Origin of the sequence: Pseudonocardia ammonioxydans (assembly GCF_900115005.1) — a bacterium.
GTDB lineage: Bacteria > Actinomycetota > Actinomycetes > Mycobacteriales > Pseudonocardiaceae > Pseudonocardia > Pseudonocardia ammonioxydans.
In genome coordinates, this window is the sequence record NZ_FOUY01000014.1 from 90,120 (window position 1) to 105,750 (window position 15,631).

Annotated in this window: 16 protein-coding genes and 1 tRNA gene; 11 read left to right on the forward strand and 6 right to left on the reverse strand. The window is 73.5% G+C overall.

Annotation, left to right across the window (positions count from 1 at the left end):
• The first annotated feature begins 2 nt into the window (after positions 1-2).
• The 3 genes from BM093_RS15295 (at position 3) to topA (ending at position 4,409) form a co-directional block, all read left to right on the forward strand.
• Positions 3-605: a hypothetical protein gene (locus tag BM093_RS15295; protein ID WP_093343408.1), complete on the forward strand. Its 603-nt coding sequence runs from the start codon at positions 3-5 to the stop codon at positions 603-605.
• Positions 606-671: 66 nt separating this feature from the next.
• The gene (locus BM093_RS15300; protein ID WP_245773549.1) at positions 672-1,262 is read left to right on the forward strand and encodes a hypothetical protein; all 591 of its coding nucleotides are present in this window, start codon (positions 672-674) and stop codon (positions 1,260-1,262) included.
• A 237-nt stretch (positions 1,263-1,499) separates the two neighbouring features.
• Entirely contained in the window at positions 1,500-4,409 is a 2,910-nt protein-coding gene (topA, locus tag BM093_RS15305) for a type I DNA topoisomerase (RefSeq protein WP_093343420.1), read from the forward strand.
• A 253-nt stretch (positions 4,410-4,662) separates the two neighbouring features.
• Here the strand turns inward: topA and BM093_RS15310 are convergent, their stop codons facing one another.
• Positions 4,663-5,136 (reverse strand): GatB/YqeY domain-containing protein, encoded by a 474-nt coding sequence (locus tag BM093_RS15310; protein ID WP_093343603.1) that lies wholly within the window; start codon positions 5,134-5,136, stop codon positions 4,663-4,665.
• Between the two features lie 37 nt (positions 5,137-5,173).
• Between BM093_RS15310 and BM093_RS15315 the strand changes: the two genes are divergently transcribed.
• Together BM093_RS15315 and BM093_RS15320 are read left to right on the forward strand one after the other, a co-directional pair.
• The gene (locus tag BM093_RS15315; RefSeq protein WP_245773538.1) at positions 5,174-6,124 is read left to right on the forward strand and encodes a metallophosphoesterase; all 951 of its coding nucleotides are present in this window, start codon (positions 5,174-5,176) and stop codon (positions 6,122-6,124) included.
• Positions 6,125-6,161: 37 nt separating this feature from the next.
• A tRNA-Pro gene (locus tag BM093_RS15320) sits at positions 6,162-6,238 on the forward strand.
• Between the two features lie 89 nt (positions 6,239-6,327).
• On the opposite strand, the gene BM093_RS15325 is transcribed toward BM093_RS15320, so the two are convergent.
• The 3 genes from BM093_RS15325 to BM093_RS15335 all read right to left on the reverse strand — a co-directional run bounded on the left by BM093_RS15325 (position 6,328) and on the right by BM093_RS15335 (position 8,449).
• A complete protein-coding gene (locus tag BM093_RS15325) occupies positions 6,328-6,867 on the reverse strand; it encodes a pyridoxamine 5'-phosphate oxidase family protein (RefSeq protein WP_093343426.1) in 540 nt (179 codons plus the stop codon).
• 150 nt (positions 6,868-7,017) lie between these two features.
• Positions 7,018-7,656, reverse strand: coding sequence for an SDR family NAD(P)-dependent oxidoreductase (locus BM093_RS15330; protein ID WP_342743010.1), 639 nt, complete (start codon positions 7,654-7,656; stop codon positions 7,018-7,020).
• Positions 7,657-7,858: 202 nt separating this feature from the next.
• Positions 7,859-8,449 carry a TetR/AcrR family transcriptional regulator gene (locus BM093_RS15335; RefSeq protein ID WP_093343429.1) on the reverse strand — a complete coding sequence of 197 codons (591 nt, stop codon included), beginning with the start codon at positions 8,447-8,449 and terminating at the stop codon, positions 7,859-7,861.
• Between the two features lie 127 nt (positions 8,450-8,576).
• On the opposite strand from BM093_RS15335, the gene BM093_RS15340 reads away from it, so the two are divergent.
• Both BM093_RS15340 and BM093_RS15345 read left to right on the forward strand, forming a co-directional pair.
• Entirely contained in the window at positions 8,577-9,638 is a 1,062-nt protein-coding gene (locus tag BM093_RS15340; RefSeq protein WP_218162784.1) for a Gfo/Idh/MocA family protein, read from the forward strand.
• An 88-nt stretch (positions 9,639-9,726) separates the two neighbouring features.
• Positions 9,727-10,632, forward strand: coding sequence for a CPBP family intramembrane glutamic endopeptidase (locus BM093_RS15345; RefSeq protein ID WP_093343432.1), 906 nt, complete (start codon positions 9,727-9,729; stop codon positions 10,630-10,632).
• A gap of 3 nt (positions 10,633-10,635) precedes the next feature.
• Here the strand turns inward: BM093_RS15345 and BM093_RS15350 are convergent, their stop codons facing one another.
• Both BM093_RS15350 and BM093_RS15355 read right to left on the reverse strand, forming a co-directional pair.
• Positions 10,636-11,310, reverse strand: coding sequence for a response regulator (locus BM093_RS15350; protein WP_093343434.1), 675 nt, complete (start codon positions 11,308-11,310; stop codon positions 10,636-10,638).
• Entirely contained in the window at positions 11,307-12,578 is a 1,272-nt protein-coding gene (locus tag BM093_RS15355; RefSeq protein ID WP_143105391.1) for a sensor histidine kinase, read from the reverse strand. Before BM093_RS15355 ends, BM093_RS15350 begins: the two co-directional genes overlap by 4 nt.
• A 213-nt stretch (positions 12,579-12,791) precedes the next feature.
• Here BM093_RS15355 and BM093_RS15360 point away from each other — a divergent pair, with 213 nt between their 5' ends.
• The 4 genes from BM093_RS15360 to BM093_RS15375 all read left to right on the forward strand — a co-directional run bounded on the left by BM093_RS15360 (position 12,792) and on the right by BM093_RS15375 (position 15,613).
• Complete coding sequence (locus BM093_RS15360) at positions 12,792-12,995, forward strand: hypothetical protein (RefSeq protein WP_093343440.1); 204 nt, start codon at positions 12,792-12,794, stop codon at positions 12,993-12,995.
• Between the two features lie 113 nt (positions 12,996-13,108).
• Positions 13,109-13,435, forward strand: a complete 327-nt coding sequence (locus tag BM093_RS15365) for a GYD domain-containing protein (protein WP_093343443.1) — start codon at positions 13,109-13,111, stop codon at positions 13,433-13,435.
• An 85-nt stretch (positions 13,436-13,520) separates the two neighbouring features.
• Positions 13,521-14,369, forward strand: coding sequence for a phosphotransferase family protein (locus BM093_RS15370; protein WP_093343446.1), 849 nt, complete (start codon positions 13,521-13,523; stop codon positions 14,367-14,369).
• A 188-nt stretch (positions 14,370-14,557) separates the two neighbouring features.
• Positions 14,558-15,613 carry a class I SAM-dependent methyltransferase gene (locus BM093_RS15375; RefSeq protein WP_177238496.1) on the forward strand — a complete coding sequence of 352 codons (1,056 nt, stop codon included), beginning with the start codon at positions 14,558-14,560 and terminating at the stop codon, positions 15,611-15,613.
• Positions 15,614-15,631 lie beyond the last annotated feature (18 nt).

Below are 15,631 nucleotides of genomic sequence, written 5' to 3' on the forward strand. Positions count from 1 at the left end.
CGATGGCCACCCTCCGCCCGGCGCGCGCCGCCCGGGTCCTGCTCCCCGCCCTGCTCGCCACGCTGCTCGCCGGCGGCTGCGCCCAGACCGTCGCCGGCACCCCCGCCCCGGACCCGGCACCACGCCCCACCGAGGGCGTCGGTGCCGACCCGGTCGCCTGGGGCGACAAGGTGTGCGGCGCGCTGCTGTCGTACTACCAGCCGCTCAGCGCCCGGCCCGACTACGGCGGTGCCGACCTGCCCGGGATCAAGACCCGGCTCTCCGAGTACCTCGCCAACGTCAAGGGCGGGATCGACGCCGGCAAGAAGCAGCTCGCCGACGCCGGTGAGGCCCCGGTCAGCGGCGGCGACCAGTTCAAGACCTCGATCAACGACCTGCTCAACCGGACCGGGACGACCATCGACCAGGCCAAGGCCGAGGTCGACCAGGCCGACCCCAACGACGTCCCCGGGTTCCAGGGCCGGCTCACCTCGGCCGAGGAGAAGCTGCGCACGATCGGCGCCGCGGAGGGCCTCGACAAGCTCGGGGCCACGCCCCGGCTCGACAAGGCCGTCGCGACCGCCCCCAAGTGCGGCGAGCTGAACAAGCTGACGGCCCCGAGCTGACCCCCGTCCGGCGTGCCGGACTTGGGCGATGTCGAACATCAGTTCTATGCTGCGCGGGTGCCGCAGATGTCGCTGTTCTCCGCGGAGGCCCGGCCGGCCGGGCTGACCGACCTGGCCGGGCTGCTCTGCGGGCCCGGGCGGATCGAGCGGTTCGGCGCCGGGGACACCGCCCGGTTCGATCTGCCGCTGCCGTTCGACGACCGCGAGCGTGCCCTCACCGCGCTGGCCGCCGCCCGCGGTGTGGCCCTCGCGCCGGGGGCCTCCGGGATGCGCAGCGCGTTCCGCAAGGACCTCGTGCCGCTGGCACGGACCTGGTGCACCCCGGACGGACACAAGCAGGTTCCGCCGGACTTCCAGCTCGACGGCGCCACCCTGCGCCTGTGGGTGCTCGCCGCCGGGGTGGGGGATCTGCGCGGCGGTCACCTGCTGCTGCTCGACCCGGATGCGCCGTGGACCCACGGCCCCCTGATCGCCGCGGCGACCCGGGCCGGGTTGCCGCCGGCCCGCCTGGCGGCCGGGGAACACGGCGCCCCCGGTCCGGCGTTGCGACTGCACGGAGCGCGCCGGATGGCCCGCCTGGCGGAACTGGTGGGACCCGCGCCACGAATGCTGGGCACCGCCGAGTGGCCCCGGCACCATGGCCGACCGGCCGCCTGACCAGGTGAACCGCGCCCCCGGCTACGCTGTCGGCTCGTCACGGGCCCGGTGGTGCAACCCACGGCGCGGGGTGGCGACGGTGTGAGATCGTGCGATCGTCGACCGGAGGACGTCGCAGAACGCGACGGTTCCGGCACGCTCCGGCAGTGACCGACCGCACGGACGAGCACTGCGGGAGCGCAACGGCACAGGCGTCGCACCAGGCGCGACGCGGCCGAGGAGATGAGGTAGGACCACGTGGCAGCAGCGACAGCGGGAAAGACCGGCTCGGCACGCACGTCGGGGGGCAGCACACGCACGCCCACCTCGACGGCGACCGCGTCCGGCCGCCCGGTCCGCCGCCTGGTGATCGTCGAGTCGCCGAGCAAGGCCCGGAAGATCCAGCCCTACCTGGGCGACGACTACGTCGTCGAGTCCTCGGTCGGCCACATCCGTGACCTGCCCCGCGGCGCCGCGGACGTGCCGGCCAAGTACAAGGGCGAGTCCTGGGCCCGCCTCGGCGTCGACGTCGACAACCAGTTCAGCCCGCTCTACATCGTGACGCCGGAGAAGAAGAGCACCGTCTCCGACCTGCGCGAGGCCCTCAAGTCGGTCGACGAGCTCCTGCTCGCCACCGACCCCGACCGCGAGGGCGAGGCCATCGCCTGGCACCTGCTCGAGACCCTCAAGCCCAAGGTGCCGGTCCGCCGGATGGTCTTCCACGAGATCACCGAGTCGGCCATCCGGGCCGCCGCGGAGAACACCCGCGAGCTCGACCAGAACCTGGTCGACGCCCAGGAGACCCGGCGCATCCTGGACCGCCTCTACGGCTACGAGGTCTCCCCCGTGCTGTGGAAGAAGGTCATGCCGAAGCTGTCGGCGGGCCGGGTCCAGTCGGTCACGACCCGGCTGGTCGTGCAGCGCGAGCGGGACCGGATCGCGTTCCGGTCCGCCGAGTACTGGGACATCGCCGCCACCCTCGACGCCGGGGCCGAGGCGACCCCGCGCACGTTCGGCGCCCGCCTGGTCCAGGTCGACGACGCCCGCGTCGCGACCGGCCGCGACTTCGACTCGCTGGGGCAGCTGAAGAAGGCCTCGCGGCCGAGCAGCGGCGACGGTGCCGGGGTCGTCGTGCTGAACGAGGCCGAGGCCCGCCGGCTCGCCGATGGCCTCCAGGGCCGCGACCTGGCCGTCACCTCGGTCGAGTCGAAGCCCTACACCCGCAAGCCGTACCCGCCGTTCATGACCTCCACGCTGCAGCAGGAGGCCGGCCGCAAGCTGCGGTTCTCCTCCGAGCGCACGATGCGCAGCGCGCAGCGGCTCTACGAGAACGGCTACATCACCTACATGCGGACGGACTCGACCACGCTGTCGGACTCCGCGATCCAGGCGGCCCGGGCCCAGGCGCGCGAGCTCTACGGCGACGCCTTCGTCGCCGACAAGCCGCGCCAGTACACCCGCAAGGTCAAGAACGCCCAGGAGGCGCACGAGGCGATCCGGCCGGCCGGCGAGTCGTTCCGCACCCCGGGCGACATCGCCCGCGAGGTCGACGGTGACGACTTCCGGCTCTACGAGCTGGTCTGGCAGCGCACCATCGCCTCCCAGATGAACGACGCCCGCGGCACCACCGTCAGCGTCCGGATCGGCGGTACCGCCGCCACCGGTGAGAGCGTCGTGTTCGCCTCCTCCGGCCGCACGATCACCTTCCCGGGCTTCCTCAAGGCCTACGTGGAGACCGTCGACGACGGCTCGTCCGCCCAGGCCGACGATGCCGAGTCCCGGCTGCCGGAGCTGACCGAGGGCCAGGCGCTCACGGCCGCCGAGCTGAACCCGGACGGGCACTCGACCAGCCCGCCGTCCCGGTTCACCGAGCCGGCGCTGATCAAGGTCATGGAGGAGCTCGGGATCGGCCGCCCGTCGACGTACGCGTCGACGATCAAGACGATCCTCGACCGCGGCTACGTCTGGAAGAAGGGCTCCGCGCTCGTTCCGTCCTGGGTGGCGTTCTCCGTGGTCGGGCTGATGGAGGCGCACTTCGGCCAGCTCGTCGACTACGACTTCACCGCCGAGATGGAGGACGACCTCGACTCCATCGCGTCCGGCGACGACTCCCGGGTGCACTGGCTCAACGGCTTCTACTTCGGCGCCGAGAACCGTGGCTCGGAGATCGCCAAGGCCGGCGGGCTGAAGAAGCTGGTGGGGGCGAACCTCGAGGAGATCGACGCCCGCACGATCAACTCGATCACGATGTTCACCGACGCGCAGGACCGCGACGTCGTCGTGCGCGTCGGCCGGTACGGGCCCTACCTGGAGCGGATCGTCGACGGCGAGTCGCAGCGGGCCAACCTGCCCGACGAGCTGCCGCCGGACGAGCTCACCGAGGAGATCGCCGAGAAGCTGTTCTCGGTGCCGCAGGAGGGTCGCAAGCTGGGCACCGACCCGGAGACCGGGCACGAGGTCGTGGTCAAGGAAGGCCGCTTCGGCCCGTACGTGACCGAGCTGCTGCCCGAGCCGGAGGTGCCCGAGGGCGCCAAGAAGAAGCCCGCGAAGCCCAAGCCGCGGACCGGTTCGCTGCTCAAGTCGATGTCGGTGGAGACCGTGACCCTCGCCGACGCGCTCAAGCTGCTGTCGCTGCCGCGCGTCGTCGGGAAGGACCCCGAGTCCGGCGACGAGATCACCGCGCAGAACGGCCGTTACGGGCCGTACCTCAAGAAGGGTACCGACTCGCGGTCGCTGGCCGACGAGGAGCAGCTGTTCACGGTGACGCTCGAGGAGGCGCTCGAGCTCTACAAGCAGCCCAAGCAGCGCGGGCGGGGCCGGGGCGCTGCCCAGCCACCGCTGCGTGAACTGGGCGAGGACCCGTCGACCAGCAAGAAGATGGTGATCAAGGACGGCCGGTTCGGGCCGTACGTCACCGACGGGGAGACCAACGCCAGCCTGCGCAAGGGCGACTCGGTCGAGGAGCTCACCGACGAGCGGGCCTCGGAGCTGCTCGCCGAGCGGCGCGCGAAGGCGCCCGCGAAGAAGACGACGACGACCACGCGGCGGACCGCGGCGGCGTCGAAGAGCGGCGGGACGTCCGCACGGAGCAGCACGGCGAAGAAGACCGGCACGTCGACGACCAAGAAGACCACCACGTCGCGGGCCCGCAAGACGCCGACGAACTGATCCGGGCACCCGCCGGGTACCGACCCACCCGTGTCCCGAGGGGCACCCTCGTAGCGCCGGGCGCCGCGGGGGTGCCCCTCGCGGCATCTCGCGGCGGCGGACACGAAGCCACGACACCGGTACCGGACACCGAGGCGACGCACCCTGCCCCCAGGGGCCCCTTCGTAGCGCCCTCAGGCACGCCCAGGCGGCCGGGCCCCCTTCGGTGCTCCCGGGGGCAGGGTTGCGGGCCCAGCGGGACGAGGCGGGCGGCTCAGGCCCCGGAGAGGGCCTTCTTCACGGCGGCGGCGACCCGCCCGCCCTCGGCCCGCCCGGCCGCGGCGGCGTTGGCCTTCTTCATGACCTGCCCCATCTGCTTCATCCCGGGCTGCTCCCCGGTCTCGGCCGCGACCTCCGCGGCGGCGGCGCGGGCCAGCTCGGCCACCTCGTCGTCGTCGAGCTGGGTGGGCAGGTAGCGGGCCAGGACCTCGCCCTCGGCCCGCTCCCGCGCGGCCTGCTCGTCCCGCCCGGCGCCGGCGAACGCCTCGGCCGACTCGGCGCGACGCTTCGACTCCTTGGTCAGGACGGCGCGGACGTCGTCGTCGGTCAGCTCGCGCGCGGTGTCCCCGGCGACCTCGGCGTTCCCGATGGCGGTCAGCGCCGAGCGCAGGGTGGTCCGGACCAGCTCGTCCTTCGCCTTCATGGCGGCGGTCAGATCGGTCCGCAGCTGCTCCTTGAGTGTGCTCACGACGCGTCACGATAGTCGCGCGCCGTACCCTGACCTCGTGCGTACCGTCCGAGCCCTCGCCCGCCTGGCCACCGGAACCGTCGCGGCCGGTGCCGCCGGCCTCGGCTACGCGGCCGGGATCGAGCGGCGGCACTGGACGCTGCGCCGCGTGGAGCTCCCGGTGCTGGAACCGGACGCCCGGCCGCTGCGGATCCTGCACCTCTCGGACTTCCACCTGACCCCCGGACAGCACAGCAAGATCCGCTGGATCGCCTCGCTGGACGCCCTGGACCCGGACCTCGTGATCGACACGGGGGACAACCTCGCGCACCCGGACGCCGTCCCGGGCGTCCTCGGTGCCCTCGGGCCCCTGCTGGACCGGCCCGGCGCCTTCGTGTTCGGCAGCAACGACTACTACGGGCCGACGCCGAAGAACCCGGCCCGCTACCTGCGGCGCACCGGCCCCCGGCACATCAACGGCCGCCCGCTGCCGTGGACGGACCTGCGCGCGGCGCTGCGGGAACGCGGCTGGGTCGACGCGACCCACAGCCGGCACCTGCTGGAGATCGACGGGCGCAGCATCCGCATCGCCGGCGTCGACGACCCGCACCTGCAGCGGGACCGCTACCCGCGCATCGCCGGGCACGACCCGGACGCCGACCTGCGCCTGGGCCTCACCCACTCCCCCGAACCCCGCGTGCTCGACGGGTTCGCCGCCGACGGCTACGACCTCGTCCTGGCCGGGCACACCCACGGCGGGCAGCTGCGGCTGCCGGGCTACGGGGCGATCGTCACCAACTGCGGGATCGACCGGACCCGGGCCCGCGGCGCGAGCCGGTGGGGCAGCCACACCCGGCTGCACGTGTCCGCCGGGCTGGGGACCTCGCCGTACGCGCCGGTGCGGTTCGCGTGCCCGCCGGAGGCGTCGCTGTTGACCCTGGTCGCCCGCCCGACCGGCGCCGACACCGCAATCCCGACCCCCGCGCAGGCCGTCGAAGGCATCGGGTAGAGTCTTCAACGGCTCACGGGGACACCGGAAAGCCACTCGGGGTGTGGCGCAGCTTGGTAGCGCGCTTCGTTCGGGACGAAGAGGTCGCAGGTTCAAATCCTGTCACCCCGACCACACAAAGGCCCTGGTCACAGACTCACACGCGAGTCGAGGACCAGGGCCTTCGTCGTCTCCGAGGTCGCTTCCGGAGCATGTCCGGAGCATCAGACCGATGGGCGGTGCCCGAGCAGTCCGGCGGGGTCGGCGCTGTAGGCGACCATCCAGTCGGGGTCGATGCGGTACCACACGTTCTCGTCCCAGAACGGGTTGTCGCCGTCGTCGTCGTAGTGGTCGACGAGGTAGTCGCGGACGGCCGGCCAGGTCGGGTCGCTGTCCGCCCCCTCGGGGTTCAGCGGAACCGCGCGTCCGTGCGTGAAGATGCCGAGCTGCTCGCCGCGCAGGTAGGTCGCGCTGATGCCGGGCCGCTCCGCGAGGTGGCGGGCCTTGGCGGCCCGGCGATGGGTGCCGACGATCCAACGGCCGTGCAGGAGGTGCCCGTCGGCACCGCTGATGCGTGGCTCGCCGCGCCGGGTGACCGTGGCGACGGCCAGGGTGCACATGCCGTGACAGAGTCGGACGACCTGTTCGGCGTCCAGCGTGCTCTCACCCGGCCGGATGATCGACTTGAGGTGGCTGCTGGAGCCGGACAGGGACGTGTCGAGCAGGACCTGGAGGCTGTCGAGCTCGTCGGGAGTTTCGAACATCCGGCCAGGCAATCAGCCCCCACCGACAGTCTCGGTTCCGTCGGAGGTGGTGCCGGGGCGGGCAGAGCGCGTCGTGGTGATCGACTCGTGTCCACGCCGGGCCGTCGGGCCCCGGCACGACCGGGTGCTCTCCCGAGCCGGGTCGCCGACTCAGACCTGGGCGTAGCCACCGTCGACGGCGATCTCGGAGCCGTTGACGTAGCTCGACGCGTCCGAGGCGAGGAAGACAGCGGCCGCGGCGATCTCCTCGGGCTCGGCCAACCGGCCGAGCGGAACCGACGCCCCGGCGGCGGCGAGCTCATCGGACGGGAGCAGGTCGATCAGACCCTGCGTGCGGGTACCGCCGGGAGAGAGCACGTTGATCCGGAACCGACGTTCCCCGGCGACGTGGGCGAACCCGCGCACCAGGTTGCGGATCGCCGCCTTGGTCGCCCCGTACACGGGCAGGTACGGCTCGGGCCGCGAGACCGCCGTCGATCCGGTGAGGATGATCGACGCTCCCGGTGAGAGCAGCGGCAGCGCCTTCTGCACGGTGAACAGCGAGCCCTTCACGTTGGTGGTGAACATCGCGTCGAACTGTTCCTCGGTGATCTCGCCCAACGGCGCCACGATCCCGATCCCGGCGTTGGCGACCAGGATGTCGATCCGGCCCGCCTGCTCGGCGACCGTCGAGTAGAGCGCATCGAGATCCTCGAGCCGGCCCACATCGCATCGGACTCCGGTCACCCCGGGCCCGAGTTCGGCCTCGACCTCGTCGAGCTGCTCCTGCCGACGGCCGACGACGAACACCCGCGCACCCTCGGCACGGTAGGACCGCGCGATCTCCAGCCGATGCCCGCATTCGCGCCGGTCACGACCGCGACCTTGCCCTCCAGAACCGTCATGGTCTCGTCCTCTCCACTGTTATTGACTGATCCGTCCATAACAGTGGATATGGACCTATCGGTCAAGAACTAGTGGAGTGTCGTGACTCACGCTCTCCCGGGAGCACTCAGGGGGTGGGCAGCAACCCCTGGACCAGGGTCTCGGCCATGGCCGACAAGGCGGCCGGGTCCTGCCCGACCCGGCCGAGCACGAGCAGGCCGAGCTGGCCGGCGAGCACCGCATGGGCGGCCTCGTCCGGGTCGACACGGGACGCGACATCACCCTCGCGCTGCGCCCGCCGTATCGCCTCGGCCAGCAGGGTGGTGGTCGCGGCGTAGCTACGCCGGGCCTCGGTGGCCACCTCGGGAGTGCTGACGGACAGCTCCATCGCCGTGTTGGCGAGCAGGCAGCCCCGCCGGGCCTCTGCCCCGCCGGGGTCGCGCAGCGGACCCGTCACGAAGCCGCGGATCACGTCGACGGCGCGGTCGGCCTGCTCGAGCCAGGCCCGCAGCATCCGGTCGTTGGCCTCGTCGTACTCGCGCAACACGCGCAGGAACAGGCTCTGCTTGTCCCCGAACGCCCCGTACAGACTCCCCTTGCCGAGCCCGCTGGCCGTCAGGAGATCCTCGAGCGAGGTGCCTGCGTACCCGTTGTCCCAGAACGCCGCCTGCACCGACGACAGGACGCGCACCTCATCGAACTGGCGTGGACGCGGCATGGGCCGATGCTATCGATAATGGACCGACCGGTCCATCACTGGGCCGCGAGGGACCGGCGGCCGGTCGACGTCGAGCACCGTCGATATCGGGTTGAACCGCGCCCGGCCCGCGACGACAGTCACCGGGGTGGGGCGGCGGATCGGAGTGGTCGGGCTCGGGGTGCAGGGCATGCACCTGGCCCGGTGGGCGGAACGGCTCGGTTTCGAGGTCGTCGTGGGCTGCGACATCCGTGAGACCGGCAATGAACCCGGCGAGGCCGACGCCGGCACCGCACTCCCCCGGTACACCCGGGACTGGACCGACCTGCTCGGCATGGCACTCGACGGGGTGATCCTCGCCGACGACTTCGACACCCACGCCCCGCGGGCGATCGCGTTCCTCGACGCGGGCGTCCACGTGCTCTCCGAGACCGCCGCCTGCACCGGAGAGGACGAGGGACGCCGACTCGTCGCGGCCGCGGACCGCTCGTCCGCGACCTACTCCTTCGCCGAGAACTACGTCGCACTGCCCCACGTGCGCACGATCGCCGACGCCGTCGCTGCGGACGAGGTCGGCGACGTCGAGCTGATCGAGGCCGAGTACCTGCACGGCCTGGCTCCGGAGGCGCTGCGGAGCCTGCTCGGTGCCTCCGGCCACTGGCGCAACCGGATCCCGCCGACCGCGTACTGCACGCACACGCTCAGCCCGGTACTCGCGATCACCGGCGCGCGCCCGGTCACGGTGACCGCGCACGGCATCGGCCCGGCGGAACGGGCGACGGCGGTCGTCCTGGTCGTGCGGTTGTCCACCGGCGCGGTGGCCGTGACCCGGCACGGGTTCCTGCAGGGCGAGCCGGACAGCCACTGGAGCTGGGTCTCGGTGCGCGGGACGCGCGGGCTCGTCGAGTCCCGGCGCCTGCCCGGCGACGACGCGTGGTCGGTGCGGCTGCGGGCCGAGCCGTGGGCGAGCCCGACCGGCGCGGTCCGCGAGGAGGTACGGCTGCCGGAGCGCCTCGTACTCGACGGCCGGCCGGTCGAGCCCGGCGCCGCGGGCACGGTCCGGGTCCTGCAGGCCTTCCGCGCGTCGATCGACGAGGGAGCGCCGCCGCTGGTGCCGGTCCGTACCGCCGTCGACGCCTCGCTGGTCGGGGTCGTCGGTGCCCGCTCCCTCGCGGAGGGCGGGGCGCCGGTCCCGGTGCCCGCGCTCTGACCCACCCGCCTCCACCTTTCGACGGCACCGGGGACCTTCGATCCTTCGCATCTCGTGACCGCACCCCGCCGGCTCCGAGACTGCCGCCATGACGATCTCGGAGCGCACCCCGGAGCGGACCGGCCCCACGCGGCACGGCGGCGTGCTCGGCCCGATCCGCCGCCACCCGCTGCTCAGCTTCTTCGTGCTCGCGAACGTGATGAGCTGGCTGGCCTGGATCCCCTACATCCTGTCCCAGAACGGACTCGGGATCTGGGGTTACCGGTTCCCCGAGCTGCTGGGCACCAGCCAGCTGCTCGGGGTGCTGCCCGGGGCCTACCTGGGCCCGATCGCGTCGGCGGTGCTGATCACGGCCGTCGCGGACGGCCGCGCCGGGTTGCGGCGCTGGGTCGGGCGGATGTGGCGCTGGCGGGTCCGGTGGCACTGGTACGCGATCACCCTGCTCGGGGTGCCCGCGGCGATGCTGGCCACCGGCTACGTCTTCTCCGGCGGGCAGGTGAGCGCGCCGTCGATGATGGTCCTCGCCGCCTACGTCCCGGGGCTGCTGCTGCAGATGGTCACGACCGGGCTGGCCGAGGAGCCCGGCTGGCGCGACTTCGCGCTGCCCCGCCTGCAGCGCCGCTTCGGCCCGCTGGCCGGCTCGATGGTGCTGGGCCCGCTCTGGGCGGTCTGGCACCTGCCGCTGTTCCTCACCGAGTGGGGCGGCTTCCCGGACGCGGACTGGACCCGCCCGGTGTCGTTCACCGTGTTCTGCATCGCGTTCAACATCGTCATGACCTGGGTGTTCAACCGCACCGGGGAGAGCCTGCCGCTGTCGATGCTGCTGCACGTCAGCGTCAACAACTTCGCCTCGATCGTCTGGTCGGAGATGTTCCCGACGATCGGCGAGAACCTGGCCTCGCACGCCATGGCGACCGGAGCGGTCGTCGCCGCGGTGCTGGTGCTGGCCGGGACCCGCGGCCGGCTCGGCTACCGGCCCTCCGGCCCGGCGTGAGCGTCAGGCTCCCGGCCCGGGGACGGTGACGACGTGGTTCTGGTACGCCCAGACGACCGCCTGCAGCCGCGACTGCACCCCGAGCTTGGGCAGCATCCGCGCCAGGTGCGACTTCACCGTCGACACCTCGACGACGAGCGTGCGGGCGATGTCGTCGTTGGACATGCCCTGGGCGAGCAGCATGAGGATCTCGTGCTCGCGCGGGGTGAGCAGCTCGTCGACGCGCCGGCCCGTGACCGGCTGCAGGCCGCGCCGGTGCACGAACTCCTGCAGGATCCGCCGGGTCAGCGTCTGGTCGATGGTGCCCTGACCGGCGGCGACCTGCCGGACGGCCGCCACGATCGTCTCCGGCGCCGCGTCCTTGAGCAGGAAACCCGACGCCCCGGCTTCCAGCGCTCCGAAGACGTAGTCGTCGAGGTCGAACGTCGTCAGCACGAGGACCGGGACCTGCGGGTCGGCGTCCGGGGCGCACAGCTCCCGGGCCACCTCGATGCCGCTGCGACCGGGCATCCGGATGTCGAGGCAGGCGACGTCGGGCACCAGCTCGCGCGCCATCGTCAGCGCCTCGGCGCCGTCGGCGGCCACACCCGCCACCTCGATGTCGGGTTCGGCGCCCAGCAGCGCCGACAGGCCGGCGCGGACCAGGTGCTGGTCGTCGGCGACGAGTACGCGGATCATGCGGTGTCCTCCGGGAGCGGCGCGGCGGCGCGCGTCGTACTGATCGTGTCCTCGACCGGGAGCGTCAGCCGGACCTCCCAGCCACCGTCGGCGGTGGCACCGTGGGCGAGGTCGCCGCCGACCAGCTGCGCCCGCTCGGCCATGCCGACCAGGCCGAACCCGCCGCCCGGCCCCGGGTCGGGGCCGGTGGGCACGCCGTTGCGCACGGTGATCGTGAGCCGGCGCTCCCGCACCTCACCGATCTCCACCGCGCACCGTGCGCCCGGTGCGTGCGCGGCCGCGTTCGCCAGCGACTCCTGGACCATCCGGTAGGCGACGAGATGGGCGAGCGGGCCCACCCCCGCACCGGGGTCCGGCGCCGGCGCGACGAGGTCGATCTCGGCTCCGGCGGCCCGCCGGGTCTCGACGAGTGCGGCGACGGCCTCGACCGTCTCCACCGGGCGGGCGGCGTCCGGCTCCTCGCGCAGCAACCCGACCAGCCGTCGCAGGTCGTCGAGGACGGCGCTGCTCTGCGCACGGATCCGCCGCGCCGAGTCCTTCGCCGTGCCGGGGTCGGAGTCGATCTGCCGTTCCATGGCCGCCGCCATCAGCGCGATGCCGGACATGTGGTGGGCGGCGATGTCGTGCAGCTCCCGCGACATCGACACGCGCTGCCGTGACACGGCCGCCTGCAGCAGGGCGTCCTGCTCGCGCCGCAGCGCGTGGACCTCCTGGCGGCGGGCGTCGTGGGTGTCGCGCTGCGCGGCGATCACCAGCCCGAACAGCAGCGGGAGCCCGATGACGGCGACCGCCTGCAGCAGCGCGGACGCGGACGCGGTGGCGGGGTCCGCCCCGCTGCCGAGGACCTCGTTGAGGAACTGCCCGGCCGCCAGCAGCAGCGCGGTGACCGCCAGCGCGCCCCGCAGCCGTCGCCGGGGCGGCCGGGCCACGACGGCGAGGAACACCCCGGCCAGCTCGGCGACGACGGTCGGGCTGAACGCCGCCCCCGGCGCGGCCCACGCCGCCACCAGCGGCAACGCGGCCAGCACCGGCAGCGCTGTCGTGGGGCGCCGGCCGACCCGGGACACCACCAGTGCCTGCAGCAGCACCACGACCGCCACCGTCCACCAGCCGGCCTGCCCGGGGCCCGGGACGGGCCCGATCGCCGGGTCCGTGGCGGCGAGGGCCGGCAGCACCAGCAGCAGGGCGATCGCGATCAGGCCGCACCCGATCGCGACCACCGGATGGGACGGGGCCGGCCCGCGCGGAACGTGGGTGGATGGGGACACGGTCCTCCGCGTGCTCCTCGTCGGTCGTCGCCGGGTGGCTCGCCCATCATCGGGTACGGCCGCACTCCGGCGATCACCACCCGGGCCGCCTCCATCGAAGGACGGAGGCCGGGGACTGCGCACCTCGGGACGATGTGCCGCGGTCCCGCCGCGGCGAGACTGGACCACATCGGACGGCACACGGGCCGTCCCCACCACGAGAGGTGACCATCGATGTCCAGCACCGCGCCCACCACCGCCGGCCACCGCCCCGTCCTGTGGGTGCTCCTGGTCCTCGCCGTCGTCGCCAACGGCACCTGCTCGCTGCTGGCCCTGCCGGTTGCCGGGTCGGTATTCGGCCTGCTCGCGCTCGTGTCCGGCGGGCTGCTGGTGCGCGACCACTACCGGCGCCGCGCACGGACCGCCGCCGGCCGCTGACCGGCGCCGTCGCAGCGCCCGCCCGAGCAGCACGTACCCGGAACTGTCGATGTCCGGCCGCCGAGGGCTCCAGTACGGTCCGGTCCTCGCTGCCGCACGGACGGGGGCCGACGATGCCGATGTACCTGACCCGGTTCCGCTACACGCCCGAGACCTGGGCGAGGCTGTCCCGCAACCCCGAGGACCGGCGCGACGCGGCCCGGGCCTACGTCGAGTCGGTCGGCGGGACGCTGCACGGGTTCTGGTACGCCTTCGGCGAGCACGACGGCTACAACCTGTGGGAGGCACCGGACAACGTCTCGATGGCGGCCGTCGCCCTGGCCATCTCGGGCGGGGGTGCGCTCGCCACGTACGAGACCACGGTGCTGCTCACCGTCGAGGAGACGGTGGACGCCATGGCCCGCGCCGGCGAGATCCGGTACAAGCCGCCGGGGGCGTGAGTCGCACGGTCCGGGCGGACCACCGGCGTCCTATCGTGTCGATCGTCCACGGCCGCGGAGCTCGTCGCCGTCCGGGAGGGTCCACGTGCACACCGCCGCGCCCCGGCTCACTCCGCGGCAGTCCGCGCTGGTGGCGGCCTGGCTGCCCGGTGCCGAACTCGTCCACGACCACAGCTGGGGCATCACCGGGACGAGCGTGCTCCGGTTCCGGCACGCCGGGCGGTACGTCGTCGTCAAGGCCGGCGACGACGCCGACACCCACATCGCCCGCGAGCTGCGCGCCCACCGCCGCTGGCTCGGTCCGTGGCGCGGCCGCGTCCCCGGCCTGCTGCACGCCGACGACGACGCGAAGCTGCTGGTGACCCGGTACCTGCCGGGTGTGCTCGTCGAGGGCCGGCCCGCCGAGTCCGCGCCGGACACCTACCGGCAGGCCGGACGGCTGCTGGCGCTGCTGCACGCCCAGTCCGCCACCGTCGACGACGGCTACGAGACCCGGATGCGCGAGCGCGCGCTGGGCCACCTCGACGGCCCGCACCGCATCGCCACCGGCACCGAGGAGCGGCTGCGCGCCGAGATCGCGTCCTGGCCGGAGGCACCGGCGACGCTGGTCCCCACCCACGGCGACTGGCAGCCGCGGAACTGGCTGGTGCACGACGGCGTGGTCGCCGCCATCGACCTCGGGCGCGCGGACCTCCGGCCCGCCCCGACCGACCTGTGCCGGCTGGCGGTCCAGCAGTTCCGCGGCCGCCCGGACCTGGAACGGGCGTTCCTCGAGGGTTACGGCGGCGACCCGCGCGATCCCGCGGCCTGGCGCAGGGAGCTCCTCCGTGAGGCGATCAGCACCGCGGTGTGGGCCCACCGGGTCGGCGACGAGCGGTTCGAGCGTCAGGGCCGCCGGATGGTGGCCGACGCGCTCGCGGGCACCGGCCGCTGACACCCGCGGCGACCGGAGCACCGCGGTGGCGGCTGCGTGGCCCACGGCCGGGTCGCCCGGACGGCAGCGCCGCTCCCAGGCCTGTCTATCGCAAAGCCCCCGGCCTTGACGGTGCGCGGCGCAGCGCCCGCAATGGCGGCCCGGTGCCACGACACGAGCAGCCGCGGAGGCGGGAAGGACGGCCGGGGATGACGATCGACGAGGGCAGGTTGCACGAGTTGCTCGGCAGGTTCGTCACCGACGCGGGCGGGAGCTTCCAGGCACTCGGTGCCGTGCTCGGCGACCGCCTCGGCCTGTACCGGGCGCTGCAGGCCGTCATGCCGGGTACACCGGCCGAGGTCGCGGCCGAGGCCGGTGTCGGCGAACGCTACGTCCGCGAGTGGCTGAGCTGCCAGGCCGCCGGCGGCTACGTCACCTACGACCCGACGACCGCGCGCTTCTCGCTCACCGAGGAGCAGGTGTTCGCGCTCGCCGACCCGGACGGGATGCAGATCGCCGCCGCCTTCCACATCCCGGTCGCGGCCGGGCGGAACATCGAGCGGATCACCGAGTCGGTGCGGACGAACAGCGGGTTCGGGTGGCACGAGCACGACCCCGCGCTGTTCGAGGGCACCGAGCGGTTCTTCCGGCCCGGCTACGTCGCCGACCTGGTGTCCTCGTGGATCCCGGCGCTCGACGGCGTCGAGGAGAAGCTGACCGAGGGGGCGCGGGTCGCCGACGTGGGCTGCGGCCACGGCGCGTCGACGTTGCTGATCGGCGGGTCGTACCCCCGGTCGCGGGTCACCGGGTTCGACTACCACCGCCCGTCGGTCGAGCAGGCGCGCAAGCGTGCCGCGGACGCCGGGGTGGCCGCCCGGGTCACGTTCGAGGTCGCGGGCGCCGCCGACTTCCCCGGGACCGGCTACGACCTCGTCGCGGTCTTCGACGCGCTCCACGACATGCCCGACCCGCTCGGCGCCGCCCGCCACGTGCGCGAGGTGCTCGCTCCGGACGGCACGTTCCTGCTGGTCGAGCCCTACGCCGAGGACCGGCTCGAGGACAACCTGAACCCGGTCGGGCGCCTGTACTACGGCGCGTCCACGGTCATCTGCGTCGCGCACTCGATGACCGAGGAGCCCCGCACCGCCCTGGGCGCCCAGGCCGGCGAGGCACGGCTCACCGACCTGCTGCAGGAGGCCGGCTTCACCCGGGTCCGGCGCGCGGCCGAGACACCGTTCAACCTCGTCCTCGAGGCGCGCCCCTGACCCCGGGTCGCAGCGCCC

Bases quoted from the DNA above. Each gene is read 5' to 3' on its own strand.
- BM093_RS15295 (WP_093343408.1), top strand. From the start codon at position 3: ATGGCCACCCTCCGCCCGGCGCGCGCCGCCCGGGTCCTGCTCCCCGCC.
- BM093_RS15300 (WP_245773549.1), top strand. From the start codon at position 672: ATGTCGCTGTTCTCCGCGGAGGCCCGGCCGGCCGGGCTGACCGACCTG.
- BM093_RS15325 (WP_093343426.1), bottom strand. From the start codon at position 6,867: ATGTTCGAAACTCCCGACGAGCTCGACAGCCTCCAGGTCCTGCTCGAC.
- BM093_RS15335 (WP_093343429.1), bottom strand. From the start codon at position 8,449: ATGCCGCGTCCACGCCAGTTCGATGAGGTGCGCGTCCTGTCGTCGGTG.
- BM093_RS15345 (WP_093343432.1), top strand. From the start codon at position 9,727: ATGACGATCTCGGAGCGCACCCCGGAGCGGACCGGCCCCACGCGGCAC.
- BM093_RS15350 (WP_093343434.1), bottom strand. From the start codon at position 11,310: ATGATCCGCGTACTCGTCGCCGACGACCAGCACCTGGTCCGCGCCGGC.
- BM093_RS15360 (WP_093343440.1), top strand. From the start codon at position 12,792: ATGTCCAGCACCGCGCCCACCACCGCCGGCCACCGCCCCGTCCTGTGG.
- BM093_RS15365 (WP_093343443.1), top strand. From the start codon at position 13,109: ATGCCGATGTACCTGACCCGGTTCCGCTACACGCCCGAGACCTGGGCG.
- BM093_RS15375 (WP_177238496.1), top strand. From the start codon at position 14,558: ATGACGATCGACGAGGGCAGGTTGCACGAGTTGCTCGGCAGGTTCGTC.